The 14306-nt window shown below is 61.0% G+C and carries 12 protein-coding genes and 1 pseudogene; 3 read left to right on the plus strand and 10 right to left on the minus strand.

What is annotated here, in order from left to right; translation table 11 throughout:
* Positions 1–35: 35 nt before the first annotated feature.
* Positions 36–1013, plus strand: coding sequence for a DUF3616 domain-containing protein (locus tag NLN62_RS08105; RefSeq protein ID WP_254108313.1), 978 nt, complete (start codon positions 36–38; stop codon positions 1011–1013).
* Between the two features lie 69 nt (positions 1014–1082).
* Positions 1083–2192: a S8 family serine peptidase gene (locus NLN62_RS08110; RefSeq protein ID WP_254108314.1), complete on the plus strand. Its 1110-nt coding sequence runs from the start codon at positions 1083–1085 to the stop codon at positions 2190–2192.
* Here NLN62_RS08110 and NLN62_RS08115 read toward each other — a convergent pair.
* The 7 genes from NLN62_RS08115 to NLN62_RS08145 all read right to left on the minus strand — a co-directional run bounded on the left by NLN62_RS08115 (position 2189) and on the right by NLN62_RS08145 (position 10707).
* On the minus strand, positions 2189–2707 hold the full coding sequence (locus NLN62_RS08115) for a hypothetical protein (RefSeq protein ID WP_254108315.1): 519 nt from the start codon (positions 2705–2707) through the stop codon (positions 2189–2191). The genes NLN62_RS08110 and NLN62_RS08115 overlap by 4 nt on opposite strands.
* A gap of 3 nt (positions 2708–2710) precedes the next feature.
* Positions 2711–3040, minus strand: a complete 330-nt coding sequence (locus NLN62_RS08120) for a hypothetical protein (protein ID WP_254108316.1) — start codon at positions 3038–3040, stop codon at positions 2711–2713.
* Positions 3033–4484: a hypothetical protein gene (locus tag NLN62_RS08125; RefSeq protein ID WP_254108317.1), complete on the minus strand. Its 1452-nt coding sequence runs from the start codon at positions 4482–4484 to the stop codon at positions 3033–3035. The genes NLN62_RS08120 and NLN62_RS08125 overlap by 8 nt, the downstream gene beginning before the upstream one ends.
* 673 nt (positions 4485–5157) lie before the next feature.
* On the minus strand, positions 5158–6600 hold the full coding sequence (locus NLN62_RS08130) for a P-loop NTPase fold protein (RefSeq protein ID WP_254108318.1): 1443 nt from the start codon (positions 6598–6600) through the stop codon (positions 5158–5160).
* Positions 6601–6605: 5 nt separating this feature from the next.
* Entirely contained in the window at positions 6606–8894 is a 2289-nt protein-coding gene (locus tag NLN62_RS08135) for a hypothetical protein (protein WP_254108319.1), read from the minus strand.
* A 2-nt stretch (positions 8895–8896) separates the two neighbouring features.
* Complete coding sequence (locus NLN62_RS08140) at positions 8897–9652, minus strand: hypothetical protein (protein WP_254108320.1); 756 nt, start codon at positions 9650–9652, stop codon at positions 8897–8899.
* A gap of 38 nt (positions 9653–9690) precedes the next feature.
* Positions 9691–10707 (minus strand): integrase core domain-containing protein, encoded by a 1017-nt coding sequence (locus NLN62_RS08145; RefSeq protein ID WP_254108321.1) that lies wholly within the window; start codon positions 10705–10707, stop codon positions 9691–9693.
* Between the two features lie 61 nt (positions 10708–10768).
* Here NLN62_RS08145 and epsC point away from each other — a divergent pair.
* Positions 10769–11512, plus strand: a pseudogene (gene epsC / locus NLN62_RS08150) (serine O-acetyltransferase EpsC); the annotation flags it as partial.
* On the opposite strand, the gene NLN62_RS08155 reads toward epsC, so the two are convergent.
* Genes NLN62_RS08155 through NLN62_RS08165 form a run of 3 tightly spaced genes read right to left on the minus strand, consistent with a single transcriptional unit; the run spans position 11509 to position 14280 of the window.
* The gene (locus NLN62_RS08155) at positions 11509–12375 is read right to left on the minus strand and encodes an ABC transporter permease (RefSeq protein WP_254108322.1); all 867 of its coding nucleotides are present in this window, start codon (positions 12373–12375) and stop codon (positions 11509–11511) included. The pseudogene epsC and the gene NLN62_RS08155 overlap by 4 nt on opposite strands.
* Positions 12368–13231, minus strand: coding sequence for an ABC transporter ATP-binding protein (locus NLN62_RS08160; RefSeq protein WP_254108323.1), 864 nt, complete (start codon positions 13229–13231; stop codon positions 12368–12370). Before NLN62_RS08160 ends, NLN62_RS08155 begins: the two co-directional genes overlap by 8 nt.
* Positions 13228–14280, minus strand: a complete 1053-nt coding sequence (locus NLN62_RS08165; RefSeq protein ID WP_254108324.1) for an ABC transporter substrate-binding protein — start codon at positions 14278–14280, stop codon at positions 13228–13230. Before NLN62_RS08165 ends, NLN62_RS08160 begins: the two co-directional genes overlap by 4 nt.
* Positions 14281–14306: the final 26 nt, after the last annotated feature.

Raw genomic sequence — 14306 nt, forward strand, 5'->3', positions numbered from 1 at the left:
AGCGGACCTTTTCTGTGGGCCAGAGAGGAACGGCTATGAAACACCTCCGAGTTATCGGATTGGTGCTCGCGATGACCTGCAACACAGCTGCAGGTCAGCAGAATCCGACGATTATCGAATATTCGGATATGTGCGATGCATCGGCTGCAGCCGCCATATCAGCGGACATGTTTATTGTCGCAAGCGATGAAGACAACGTCCTGCGTGTCTACCGCCGCGGCGAGCCGAAAGTCGTGCAGGCATTTTCGCTTGACCAGTTCCTGAGACCCGATCCCCACGAGCCGGAGGCCGACATCGAAGGTGCGGCGCGCATCGACGATCGAATTTATTGGGTTACGTCGCACGGGCAGAACAAAAACGGCAAGAACCGCCCTAGCAGGCATCGACCATTTGCGACGACGGTAGCGCTCCGAGATGGCGAAGTCACGCTCACACCTGTCGGCACTGCCTACAGGGATTTACGGGCCGATCTGATCGGCGCACCGCAGCTCGCAAAATACAATTTGAAGGTGGCGGCAACTATCGCGCCTGAGAATCCGGGCGGGCTCAATATCGAAGGCCTGGCCGCGGCGCCCGATGGTCGCCTTCTGCTGGGATTCCGCAACCCGATCACGGAGAAGGGCAAGGCGCTAGTCGTACCCATCGAGAATCCAAAAGAGGTGATCCGGGGCAAAAAGGCCAAGATCGGAAAGCCGATCGAAATTGTGCTCGACGGCCGAGGCATCCGAAGTCTCGAATTCAACCAGGAGCGTAATCTCTATCTTATTGTCGCTGGGCCCTACGGCGACGTTGGTTCCTTTGCGCTCTACACTTGGTCCGGGCAACCAGGGAAAGACCCTGAGATCGTCAAGGGCGTGGACCTCGGTACGCTGAATCTAGAGGCAATCTACTTCGCACCAGGTGACAAGGACGCAATTAGCGATGATGGTGGTCGCAAAATCAACGGTAGGGATTGCAAGAAGGTCGACCGGAAAGCGCAAAGCTTTAGAGCGATGTCTCTGATCATTCCCTAGGTCGAGCCACTACTCTTTAGCCTTCGATTTTTGCCGATGGAGGAAGTTCATTCACACTAGGAGGGATTTATGGCTAAGCGATCGACACGCCGAATTGCGAGTGAGCAGGCCGAAGGCACGCCACGCCTCGGCACCGTGGTGCGGTTTGCGCCGCAGGCGGCCCGCTCGGGGGTCAGGCAACTCGAAGGAAGTGGTTTTCGCGTGGCATCATCGAAGGATTTCCGCTCTGCCAATGCAGTGCCGAATGATTTCGATGGCGCTGATGTCCAGTACTTCGAGCGCTTCGGAATCGCCATCGTCAGGCGGGACGGCGAACGGTTGAGGCCCATGGTGGAAAAGGCCATGCAACAGAAGACCGTAAGCGCCGTTCGGCCCGAGCGGACGTATCGCGCTCTTGGTACTGCCGGAATGCAACGCGCTGAGATTCCGCAAGCGTCATTCGCTGGAGTCGCGACATTGGATCAAGATTACCTGCGGGGCTACCGCGATGGCATTAATGAGTTAGTTGATCGTCTGCTGGGCAGCGAAGTGGTAGAGGGCGAGCGGGCGGCTGTGCCGCGCGTTGACGAGACAACGGCCACTTGGGGACTGCAAGCGACAAAGGTCATTGGCAGCAGTCTGACGGGCGCCGGCATCAAGGTCGCGGTACTCGACACCGGCTTCGATCATACGCATCAGGATTTTGTCGGTCGTGCCGTCACCAAGAAGCTGTTTGCGAGCCACAGTAGCGAGGATGATGTGGTCGGCCATGGCACACACTGCATCGGTACGGCTTGCGGTCCGATGCGTCCGACCACCGGTCCGCGCTATGGCATCGCCTACGAGGCGGAAATCTACGCGGGAAAAGTCCTCGGTGATGACGGCTTCGGCACCGATCGTTCGATCATCGCCGGCATGGATTGGGCGGTGGATCAGGGCTGCCAAATCATTTCGATGTCGCTCGGCGCCGCGACGCGACTTGGAGATCAGCCAAGCGACGACTACGAGCAGATCGGACAGGTCTGTCTGGATGCAGGGACACTAGTGATCGCTGCGGCCGGCAACGAAAGCGCTCGTCCGCAGCGGATCGCCCCAGTCGGTTCGCCGGCGAACGCATCCACGATTATGGCGAGCCCCTCAACCGATGAGCTGGCGATGAGGAACGGCGCCTCTCCGAGGATGAGGATCGGGCTGACCTAGCCTATTTGAGTATCGAGGCGGTTTTTCACGGCGGTCACCAACTCGTCAATTTTAATGATGACCTTTTTAATGCCCTCTTTCATCAGAGCTGCGTCGCCATTCCTCGCATATATTCTGTCGAATGCCTCCACGACCTCGTCCCAGCCCTCCGTCGCGATGGACGTCCAATCTTTTCCTTTCACAAACTGACTGCGATCAAGGTCGCTTAGAGCGTCTTCGAGCTGATTGTAGGCGTCGGACAAGGCCTTATTGCTTTCTGCGACCGCCTTCTTGAGCTTCACGGCGCCTGTTCCGGAAGCCTCCAAGCTCCTCAGCGAGTTACGATGGCTATTTATCAAAGTTACGACTGCGTCGACCGGACCGCGAAGTCTCTTGAACTCATCAAGTCGGAGCGTGTCGCGGCGCACCGCGCTCGTGCGCCTGAAATTGATCACGTTAAAAACCAAGCTGATGACGACCCCGCTAACTGTAGCGGCGTCCTTCAACTCCAGCTTACCGAGGTATTCCGAGATCAACGATCAGGCCGCCACAATTGACCCTCGTCTCATCAAGGACGCTTCGATGCCACGTTCGATTTGACGAAGCACCACCGGCGGAGCGTCAAACTCAAAGCGCGCAAGGAACCCGTCACGGTGCCCTGAGCTACGGACGCTCTCGCAGAACATACCCTGAAAGAAAGAGGACGTGATGGAATAGATCTCGTCTGGCACCACGACGCGCACGGATTCACCATCCTGATCAGCCTGATCCAAACCATACTTCGCACGCGCGGCATGGCCCCGCTCGTGTCCAGACAGGTTCCGAACCTCGCCGTTGTTAGTCAGATCTTTCAGGTTGATCTCACGCATCGATCGACTTTCTAAGATTCTCGGAATCCAGAACAAATGACAAACCAACGATAGTTCCGGCGAAGTGATCCTCAAGGTCGAACACACAATCAAGATCAGGCGGCCAAGATGGACTGTTGCCCTGGTTGCACCATAGCAGCCGGGGCTCTGTACGGCCAGCCCTGCGACCAAACATATATGGAGGCCGAAGTTGAATGCACGATCTGCCCGAAACTATCGTAAACCGCGGACTGCGGTCGGCTATCTCATTGGCCCCAAAGGTAGTCACAAATTCGAGAACATCCTGAAAGCCGATACCGCCGCGTGAGTCGGCAGTCGCAGCTGCGTCGCGAGTGATGGTATCTTGCAGTGCCATAAGTGTCGCCAGAGTGTCTCGCGACTGACCCGCGCGTCGATGCCGCATGCAATACCTGTCGACCTCCTCCCTGACCTTGGGTGCTGCCGTGTCGAGGCTTTCGGCAATAGAGATCCCCTCGCTAAGGAATGCCATGTGACAACGATAGACAAACTCTTGGCCCTCCTTGCGTCGCGCCATGAAGGCCGCAATGGACCAACTGCCGTCCTTGGAGAGATCACTATGGCGCTCGGCGTTGTCGAGCAGTTCACCTATTAGGTTAGCGAAGTTCGCCTTGCCGTCCTCAGTCAGTCCTAGATCGGCGGTAATCCCAAGCCATTCATCGACGGCCTCACAGAATCCGTCAGCCACCTTTTCCCGGGTTTGGGGCACGAGATTGCGCTCGCTCGACTTCGAAATTTTAGATGGACGGCGGCGATGGAGAGGATACGCCCAAATGTCGCTGCTACTCGCTTGCTTCTTGAATTTCATAGAAAGCGCATAGCGCAGTCGGACCGCCTCGATGACCTTCTGCATAGCGATACTTATTCGCCCGCCACGGTAGACGTGGCAGAACGCCGGCCAGACCTCTGCTAGCACAAGGTATGCAGCCATGTCTGTGCAATAAGGATCATCGAAATGAAGCTGGGCCTCCAGAGCTTCGTTTGCAATCGTAGCCAGGCGCTTGACCGCTTTGATCGTTTCGCGGGGGTGTTCTAGGATTGAGAAGTTCATCAACTGGATCTCAGGTGGCGTCGCCTGACGATCACGTTTCAGTACCGGGACCCAATGTTTTTCGCGCTCGGGAACAAGGGCGTCCAGGATCGGCGATGGGGTGTAACGACCCAAAAGAGCCGACGCATCGAGCGGCATGATCTTCACGCCGCGCCGTAAGCTTTTCGCCAGTTTCTGGGTCTTGTTACGTGCAAAGCGCCTCCGCGCCATTCTTGCTTCTTTCCTGAAGCGCCCCGTAGCCGCTCCCTTCAACAGACTGCGCCGGTAGGCATGCAAGATTGCCCGCCGGATATCGTTGGGCTGGGGACCGGGGCTTTGGATGTCGTTGAGTTGATGGAGAATGCTTCCGAAGAGGCGCTTAAAAACCGCAAACATCTAAGACCAACTGAGCCGTTTCACTGCTCTTCAATTACGGCTAGCGGGTCAAATCCACTCGAGTTGTACAAATTCCCAACCGCACCCTTCTCCGGGCAAGCACAGTGATAAGGTACCGCTTGGTGGCATAGTGGCAGTCGCCTTCCGTTTTCAAGGAGCAGCGCGGCGCATCATCGCCTGCTTGACCAGACCGGCCCGCAAGCGCAGACGATCCCAGATGATTGTTCGCCGAGGCCATCGCGACGAAAACGCGGCCAGCGTCGCTAGTTGCGGCTCAACTGTCACGTTAGATAGCACAAATCGGCTGCAACGTTCCCGCTGGACTTCCCCGATTTGTGCGGGAATTCAACGAAAAATGTCCTGCGCGCGAGGAAAGCATGCATCGAGTTGTCGCCCGCGGAGGTTCCTCCGCTCATTGCCCGTCCGACATGCGCAAAGACCCAACCTCGCCCACCCTGCAGCCGGCGCGACTGCATCTTGGTTGCGTCTTTCGAAAGGGACGACATCGCCCCACTCACTTCCACGCAGTCAACTGGCCCCCACAGCTCAGCATCCGCCTAGCATCGCTAGGACGGTCGCCACGAGCGCCAGCGCAACGAGGTAATCCGCCGCGGCGGCACGACTTGTCTCTGCGAGCGCGCCAACCGTCAATGTGCCATCGATGCCATTCTCGTTACGAAGGCAAAGCTTTTGCAGTACCATCTGGTTGTCGCTTCTCAGGTGACGCGGCAAGGTACCACCGGAGCGCCGCCGCGACCCGCGCCGGCAAGGGAAAGCGCGGCTCCATCGCCAGGATGCGCCAGAACACCGGGTCCTCCGAGGCCTGCCGTACCACAGGATGCTCGACATCGATTGTCTGTCGGAGCTGCTCCAGCGCCTCCGCCTCGCCCTTATCTGACACAGTCGTCGCAAAAACATCGGCTGTGACCTGTAGACGCGCCGGCAGGCCAGGGTCTTTCACCATCTGCCCAAACACCCCAGAGTTCCGGTAAGCGAGCAGCGACAGTTTCAAAAACAGAGGCCGATCGGTCGGGCGCAACGGCCAGGGCGCGGGTTCGGCAGGAGCCGGCGCGGCGCGTGCCAGCGCCCACAGCACTGAAAGCGATCGCCCGACGCGCTTAAGGCGCCGAGGATTCGTGCCAAGCAGTTCGACGATCCGCGCGAGTTCAGTCGGCCCGAGCTCCACCCCTGGCGCGCAGCCGCCCAACAGCTCCATGGCATCCGTTACGCCGAGAGGCGGCAGGTCGAAAGAGAGAGTGATGGTCTTCTCGATGTATTCGTCCGGATCGACCGTACTCGCGCTAGCGTCGCGGTAGCGGATCGCAAGCCCGCGTCGGATCACCTCTCTGTCCAGCGCCACGATGTAAATGCATTCCGGAGCGTCGAGAAACAGCTTGATCGCCTCGAACACTTCAAGCGCCGCTTCCGGCAGGCAGCGGTCAAGATCGTCCACCAGGACGCATAGCCGCCGCTCGCCAGCAAGGCGGACAAGTCCACGGAAATCGTCCAGGAACTGCTCTATGGAGGTGACCTGATTCACCTGCTTCTCAGTTACCGCTCGGGCAAGCACCTTCCCTACGCGCTCCATGCTCTTGGCGACGTCGTCGTCCTTTCCTTTGCCGACCTCGCGGCCAAACAGGCCGTTTAGCCAGTCGCCGATGCGGTCTATAGCGCTGCCTGGGACTAGGTTCGCGCTGCCGATCCGCATGGCCAGCAGCATCGCCTCGGTTGCCGCCGCGCCCCAATCCATCTTCAGCGTACCGGTCTCCTTCACGGTGAAACTCGCATAAAGGGCACGCTCAAGCCGGTCGATCTCCTTTTCGTCGCCGATGCCGGCAGCGCGCAGCGCCTCTAGTACCTGGATAATCAGCGCGCGCCAAAGCGCCTCGCGTTCTTGGTATTTCCAGGCGTTAAATGGGATGAGGACCGCCCCAGCATCGGCCTTAAGCCGCACCTCGATCGCGTTCAACAGCGTCGTCTTGCCGACACCCCAAGGCCCATGGAGACCGAGCACGAAGGCGCCCTGTCGCTTTTCCTTCAGAACCCCGAGAAGCGTCTCGGCCAGCAGCGGATATCCATACTCCGGCTCGGGCGCCGGGATGTCCTCACGGAGCAAAGCCTTCATTTCTTGTCCTCCTCTACCGAGGATAGATCGTCGCGCAGCGATCGCGGCAATCCCTGGTTCGCGTACTTAATAGCCTTGCGGAAGCCGCCTGTCGCGTCCGGTGCGTCGATCAGCCGGTTCTTCACGCGCAGCAAATCGTCGCGCGGGGCCCCGCCAACTAACATTTCCTCCAGCTTTTGACGCCCCCATCGCTGGTAGCGCACGAAGGCTCGCTGCTCGGCGTGGTATTGTCGAACGAGTACGAAGCCGACCGCCAAGGTACAGACGACAGCCTGCAGAAATATCAAGCCTACAAGACGTTCCTGTTCACCTGGCGGCGCGTCGAAGAAGATCAGGAGAACAGACCTGCCTAAGAAGGCCATGGCTATGAGGAAACCGAAGCTAAGCAGGAATAGCATTAGCAGCGGCAGATACGTCGGCGCGAGCAGGGATGACAGAAAGGTTGGTGTCTGCATCCGCATGCTCTGCGAAAAGTCATCCAGCACGACCGAATCCGGCCCGAAGGCGGAGGCCGGCACCATCGGTGCGGATCCTCGCACCAACGCCGCAGTGGCAGTTCCGCGCACGTCGGCTCCGAAGTCGATCCCCTGCAGGCGGCTGCGTGTCGCTGCGGCCGCCGCCTCGTGTTTCACCCGCGTCTCGCGCAGTGCCTCGCGAGCCGCTTCCTCCCGGACCACGGCGGATTCGTCCTCGGGCACTGCCGGGATCAAGTTTGCGTCAAACGCCGCCGTAGCCGCGCTACGCAGCGCAGCCGCCCAACCGGGCCCTTCCCCCGGCAATGTCTCCACAGCCGGCATAGCGTCTAGCAATGAGAGCGCGGTGCGGTCCACCGCGCCCGTCGCCACTAGCAGCCCGCGCGCGGACGGGTAACGCGTCCGCAGCGCACTTACGGCTATCGAGAAATCATCGAGCAGGCGTGTCAGGTCCGCGGATGTCGCGGCGTGGCGGACATCGGCTACTAACCGGAGTTCTTCGCCCTGTCGCGCCACAAAGTCGAAACGCAAGCGGCCGAACAGCGCCTCGTTACGTGTCACTCGTCCACCAACGGTGCGGACCGCCTCTTCAATCACCGCATCCGGCCGCCCAGTTTCCGCGGCGAGCCGACGACGTGTCTCCACGGCCGATTCCACTTCGGTCGCACTGATCGGCCCGCTACTACTAGCGGTATTGGCATGGAGCTGGTGCAGGATCGCCAGCACCCGCCGGATGTTGTGTCCGCCCGCCTCGGCTACTGCGTCCAACGCTGCGCGATCTAACCGCGTCCCCCACACCGGCGCATACTGGAGTGCAAGCTTTCCTGTTTCGTCGCCTGTCAAAGTCACTAAGTCGATCGACGGCTGGTTGGCGAAGCGCGCCTTGAAGTCCGGCAGCTGCTCCCAAGCGCGCCAATGGCCCGCTACCAGCACCAGAGCACCCATAAGCGCCATCCCCTCTAGCAGGCGCTTGAACGCTGTTGCGTTGCGATGCGCGTTGGTACGCTGGTCTTCCGCCATCAGGTGCTCAAACTCGTCCACCATCAGCACGAAAACGCCCCCGCAGCGTGTCGCCGCTCCAGCGATTGCCACCAGCGCGGTCGCGGCCTCCGCATCGGCGTCCAAGTCACGAGTCACGCCGAGTAGCTCGCGCTCGGCCGGGTCCAAGGTCCGTCCCGCCAGCCAACGCAATGCTGCGTCCTGCCGCGGCTGCCAGGCTAGCGACGCAAGCACCGCGCACAAGTCCTCCGACCCACGCGGTGTAATCTCCGCCACGGTACGCACCAGCGCGCGCTCCACATCCGTTAAGCTGAGCAGCCCATTGCGCAGTGCAGGATAGACCTCAAACGAATCTTTGCGGATAGTGGCAGCTAACTTCTTCGTCAGCGGCACTTGGTCGGCGACCTCGCAGGCGGCACTGGCTAGCAGCTTGGTGAAAAGGCGCGGTAGGCCTAGCCGGTCCAGCAGCCACGCCACGACGGTGAGGTACCAATCGGGAAAGGGTACCTCGGTCGCTGGCGCCGAGAGCACCATCACGTCTAGCGCGTCTCCAGCCCAAGCCTCGCGCAGCCGCGCTTGCGCGAACAACAACAAATGTGTCTTGCCGGTGCCGTAGTCGCCTCGTACGGGGATAGCTATTCCTGTGCGCGCGCCGGTAGTCGCGCGCCGCACATATCCCTGAACCGCCGTATCGAGCGCTACCACCGCCTCCGTCAAAACTGTCCTGTCCAGGATGTCGGCTGCGATGTCGCGCAGCGAGGAGACAGGATAGACCGGAAATGGGTTGGGTACTCCGGAGTTCATCGCGGCCATTATCAGACCTCCGGCAGCAAATAACCCGGCAGTGCGGCGGGCAACGCCTTCTCGACCGGTTCATGATCAGGCCTGGAGCGCAGGCGGCGCGCATGCTCGGCCAGCGCGCCGCGGAAATGAGTGTTGAGCTGACGCAGCACCACAGGCACCGCGCCCGCATCGACGCCCCGCTGCACGAAGCGCCCGGCAAGGCCGGACGGGAAGGGAAAGACGGCCGACAGTTCGTCGATCTCCGGCCGATGCGGGTCGCGGTATTGCGGCAGGCGATGCGCCACATAAGCATCAGCGTCGGCGGGGGTGATCTGGCGAAGGGTGAAAACCTCGATCCGCGCGGCGCCGCCCAATATCCGCTCGTCCGCGTCGAGAAGCTTGAGATTGTGCGTGGTTACTACGAAGAGCCGCGGCCAATCCTGAAGCTGGTTGAAGCGCGCGATCAAGGCGGCAAGACTGGCTGAGGAAACATTCTCGACCAACGCGGCTACGTGATCGCCCGCGGGCACCCCACCGATTCCATTGCAAAGTCGATCGAGCGCGGCAACCCGGGCGGTTTCGGTGTCCTGATCCAGTTCGGACACGTCGAAGCAGGCCCACGGGCAGTTTGGTTGCCGCATCATTTCGGCGATCATCCACGCGCCTAGCGTCGTCTTCCCCGAGCCGACTGCACCGCGGATTACTACCAGCGCGCTGTCTGTCGAGGGCACAGCTCCGACATCGAACAAATAACCGCGTTCAGTCATTAGGTCGCGAAAGCGCGCCATGTGTATTCCAAGATCGAGGATCTGTGTGTACCGAAAACCTACGCCCTGAGGTAGTGGTGATGAAGCCCGCCCAGGACGGCAAGTGATCTGACCACACCGGTTCGCTGAACTGGGCGAGAGACAGGCGCATCCTTGTCCAAGGCCAAGTGCGTTCGTGTCTCATTATAGTAGCGAGCGTAAGATTTCAGAATCCGGCGTAGATGTGCCTCGCCCAAGACAATGATGTGGTCCAAACACTCACGCCGGATCGATCCGATTAGTCGTTCGGCAAAGCCGTTCTGCCAGGGTGAAGCTGGCGCGGTAGGTTTGTCCCGGATGCCCATGGCACGCAGTCGGCGTGTGACGACTGCACCGTAGATGCGATCACGGTCCCGGATCATGTAGCGCGGAGCCTCGTTCCACGGGAATGCCTCCGTGATTTGACGCGCAACCCATTCTGCCGTGGGATTTGCTGTGACGTTGATCCAGATCAGCTCTCTGCGGCCGAGCCGGACGATCACGAAAGCATAGAGCAGGTCGAAACCGATGGTCGGAACAACTAATAGGTCCATGGCGGCAACGTCCGGCGCGTGGTTATGGAAGAAGGTCCGCCATCCCTGGCTGGGTAGCCCTCGCCGTCTGACCATGTACTTGGCGACGCTCGACTGCGCGACCTTAAACCCGAGCTTGAGCAGTTCGCCGTGAATGCGTGGTGCGCCCCAAAGCGGGTTTTCGACGCTCATCCGCCGGATCAAAGCGCGTAGCTTCGTCTCGATCTGCGGTCGCCCTCCCAGTGGCCGCGGTTTCCAACGCCAGTAGCCGCGACAGCCGGCTCTGTGCCAACGCACGAGCGTCTCGGGCCGGATGATTGTGAGAACCTTCAGGATCGCTGGAAACCAGCGATACAGCTGGATCAAGAACCAGCGATCATGGTTCGTGAGCCGGACGCGACCATGCAGCTTGCGCCTCAAAACATTCAATTGATGTCGAAGCACCGCATTCTCAGCCTCAAGCCGCAACTTCGACTTGAATGGCGAAGCCAGGACGGCCAGAACGAAACAGAGCAGCCCGATCATTCCGCCAGCTTAGGCGATTCCATCACGCCATCAACTCGGATGAGGTTTTCGGTACACACAACTGTTTCCGCGGCACTATGGCCAATTCGATCTCGACGGCGAGAATATCGACTATTTCGTCGGCAACCGTCTCAGCATCGCCCTAGACAACCTTTGCGACCAGATCCATCGCGCCGCGCTCTTCATCGGCGATAAACTCACGCCCGGCTTCCGGCGCGACGAGGCGATCGAGCTGACGCGCGGCTTTGCCTCGCAGCTTCCAGATGTGCGCGGGCTGATCATCAGCGACCTCCGCGCCGCCTTCGTTGGCGATCCCGCGGCCAGGAATTTTCCTGAGATCCTGATCGGCTATCCCGGGATGACCGCGATCATCCACCACCGCCTGGCGCACATCCTCCACCGGCTCGGCGCGCGGTTGATTGCGCGTCTCGTCGCGGAAATCGCCCACACCAGGACCGGCATCGACATTCATCCCGGCGCGAGCATCGGTTCCGGCTTCTTCATCGATCACGGTACCGGCGTCGTCGTCGGGGAGACCGCGATCATCGGCAATAACGTCCGCATCTACCAGGCCGTGACGCTGGGCGCGCGCCACTTCCCCACCGACCATGAGGGCAACCTGATCAAGGGCGACGCTCGGCATCCGATCGTCGAGGACGACGTCGTGATCTATGCCGGCGCGACCATCCTCGGCCGGATCACGATCGGCCGGGGCTCGACCATCGGCGGCAATGTCTGGGTGACCCAGGACGTGCCGCCGAACAGCATCGTGACGCAGGCCATGGCGCGCAACAAGCAGGTCTAGACAGCCGGCGCCTTCCAGCGCATCAGCCGGCGTTCCAGCGCCTCGAGGATGACGTTGAAGACAAGGCCGATCACGGTGATCCCGAGGATCCCGAAATACATCTGCGGGATCAGGAAGCTGTATTGGCTGTTGATGATGAGATAGCCGAGCCCGGACTTTGCACCGACCATCTCGGACGCCACCAGCACCAGCATCGCGGAGGCGCTGGCCAGGCGGATTCCGACGAAGATCGTCGGCAGGGACGCCGGCAGGATGACCTTTCGGAACAGCTGGCTCGGCGTCGCGCCCATCGTTCGCGCCGACTTGACCAGAAGTGGATCGACCTGGCGGACGGCCGCGATCGTGTTCAGCAGCAGCGGCCAGGCGCAGCTATAGATCACCATGGTGACTTTCGACAGCTCGCCGATGCCAAGCAGCAGGATGAACACCGGCAGCAGCGCCAGGGGTGCCGTGTTTCGCGCGATCTCGATGATCTGGTTCAGGAGGTCGCCGAGCTGGGCGTACCATCCCGTCAGCAGACCCAGCGGCACCATCAGGATGACGGCGATCAGGAATCCGCTGAGGGCCCGCAGCAGGCTCGCGCCGACGTCGTCGTAGAGCTCTCCGGTCTGCGCGAGCTGCCGGCCCGCAGCGATCACCTCGGAGAACGGCGGCAGGAACGTCACGTCGACGAGCCCCAGACGTGGCGCGGCTTCCCAGACGGCCAGGAACAACACCAGCAGCAGAGACCGTTGGCCAAGGGCTCCGAACCGCTGCGCGAGGCCGCTGAACGCGTCAGCCAACGAGCTCGCGCGTTGCGCAGCACGGTCTTTTGGTCGCCCCTCCGCCAGCTCCAGAAGCGTCAGCATCTCCAGATTAGACATGCGCCAACTCCTTTGTAGTCTTGGCTCGTACGCTTTCGCCCGCTGCGGGAAGCTGCGATCCCTGCGCCTTCAGGACCTCATCGCGCAGCAATGACCAGACGTCGTGGCGCACGCGCCCGAATTGCGGAAGCGAGCGGACGTCCTCGGTCTCGCTGTGCATTTCGCCGGGAACGTCCACGACCTCCTTGATGCAGCCGGGACGCGAGGTCATCACCGCAACCCGCTGGCCAAGAACGACGGCCTCGTCGATTCCGTGCGTTATGAAGAGGATCGTCTTTCCCGTTCTGCGCCAGATCCGCAGCAGCTCGCCCTGGAGCGTTTCGCGCGTCTGGGCATCGAGAGCTGCGAACGGCTCGTCCATCAGCAGCACCTCGGGATCGTAGGCGAGGCTCCGGGCGATCGCGACGCGCTGTTTCATGCCGCCGGAGAGCTCGTGCGGATATCGATCGGCAAAGCCGGACAGCCCAACCAGATCGAGATAATGCAGCGCTCTCTCGCGCCGCTCCCTGGCCTTTAGGCCAGCGATATCGAGCCCAGACTCGACATTCTGAGCGGCCGTGCGCCAGGGGAACAGCGCGTATTGCTGGAAGACGATACCGCGATCGCGCGCCGGCCCTTCGATCGGCTTGCCATCGAGCAGGATGCGCCCGCTGCTCGGCGTCGTCAGGCCGCCAAGCAGGTCCAGCAACGTCGACTTGCCGCAGCCGCTCGGGCCGACCAACGCCAGAAACTCACCGTCGTGAACATCCAGCGTGATGTCGTCCAGGGCGGTGAAGCGCTGCGGCGGCCCACCGTCCTTGCCGCGGACCAAAAACTCCTTCCGCACATGCTCGAAGCGGATCTTGGCATTGGTCATTTGGCCTCCGCTGTCTTGCCCTGACGGAAGTAGTTGAACTCGTTGGTGTAGAGGTCCGAGGGCTTGAGCTGGTCAGGTTTGAGAAGACCGTCCTTCACCAGCCAGTCGATCCATACCTGCAACTCGGCATCGCCGATCACGCCGCCCTTGGTCGCAACGCCCGTGCTCTTCCAGTACTTGATGGGCGTGGCGTCCTCGTTCCGCTTGCGCCCGGTGATGATCCGTTCGAAGCGCGCGCGGACCTCCTCAGGCGGGGTTATCTGCGCCCATGCGATGGCACGCGACACACCTTCGATCAGTTTACGGGAGGTGTTGGGATTGTCCTTGATGAACTTGTCGCGCAGGACGTAGGAGCCGCCGGTGAAATTGCCGAACAGATCGGTGTCGGCAAACAGTCTGCGAATGCCGCCGCGATCGAGCGCCTTGTCACGAAGGATTCCGCTCAGCGTGGTGACTTCGACCTGCCCTTGCCTTAGCGCCTGTTCGCCGGTAACGGGAGGGATCGCGACCAGCGTCACCTGCTTGGCCTCGGCGGGCGTCAGGCCGTTTCGGGCGAGATATTCCCGCAACACGAACTCGAGGTGAGCGCCGAGCGTGTTGACCGCGACCTTCTTGCCGATCAGATCGCGCGCGGTCTTGATCGGGCTGTCCTCCTTCACATAGTAGCCGTTGTAGGTGTTGTCGTCGGATCCATAGTAGCCGACTACCGCCTTGATGGGTGCCTTCGCCGCGATCAGCTTGATGATCGCACCGTAGAACGCGCCGCCAATATCGATGTCGCCGGTGACGACGGTCTGGATGTCCTGCGGTCCACTGATGGTATTGCCGACCCATTTGAGCTTGAGCGGCGCGAGGTAGCCAAGATCGTCGGCCAGCTCGACGAATGTCACCTGGCCGGCCCAGCCCTGATAGCGGATCTCAGTCTTTTCGAGCGGCGGCTCGGCCATGGCGGTGCCGACCAGGCCAATCGTCGCGATGCCGGCTAGGCCCAGTCGACGAGCCTTTGAGAGCGCGCCGGACGTCATCCGGCGCAACGATTGAATTCTCATGATGGTCACCCTCGTGTCGCTGATGG

Origin of the sequence: Bradyrhizobium sp. CCGUVB23, assembly GCF_024199885.1 — a bacterium.
In the GTDB taxonomy this organism is placed as follows: domain Bacteria; phylum Pseudomonadota; class Alphaproteobacteria; order Rhizobiales; family Xanthobacteraceae; genus Bradyrhizobium.

Excerpts from the sequence above, each read along its gene's own strand:
- NLN62_RS08105 (WP_254108313.1), top strand. The coding sequence starts at position 36 with ATGAAACACCTCCGAGTTATCGGATTGGTGCTCGCGATGACCTGCAAC.
- NLN62_RS08110 (WP_254108314.1), top strand. The coding sequence starts at position 1,083 with ATGGCTAAGCGATCGACACGCCGAATTGCGAGTGAGCAGGCCGAAGGC.
- NLN62_RS08120 (WP_254108316.1), bottom strand. The coding sequence starts at position 3,040 with ATGCGTGAGATCAACCTGAAAGATCTGACTAACAACGGCGAGGTTCGG.
- NLN62_RS08125 (WP_254108317.1), bottom strand. The coding sequence starts at position 4,484 with ATGTTTGCGGTTTTTAAGCGCCTCTTCGGAAGCATTCTCCATCAACTC.
- NLN62_RS08135 (WP_254108319.1), bottom strand. The coding sequence starts at position 8,894 with ATGGCCGCGATGAACTCCGGAGTACCCAACCCATTTCCGGTCTATCCT.
- NLN62_RS08140 (WP_254108320.1), bottom strand. The coding sequence starts at position 9,652 with ATGGCGCGCTTTCGCGACCTAATGACTGAACGCGGTTATTTGTTCGAT.
- NLN62_RS08145 (WP_254108321.1), bottom strand. The coding sequence starts at position 10,707 with ATGATCGGGCTGCTCTGTTTCGTTCTGGCCGTCCTGGCTTCGCCATTC.
- NLN62_RS08155 (WP_254108322.1), bottom strand. The coding sequence starts at position 12,375 with ATGTCTAATCTGGAGATGCTGACGCTTCTGGAGCTGGCGGAGGGGCGA.
- NLN62_RS08160 (WP_254108323.1), bottom strand. The coding sequence starts at position 13,231 with ATGACCAATGCCAAGATCCGCTTCGAGCATGTGCGGAAGGAGTTTTTG.
- NLN62_RS08165 (WP_254108324.1), bottom strand. The coding sequence starts at position 14,280 with ATGAGAATTCAATCGTTGCGCCGGATGACGTCCGGCGCGCTCTCAAAG.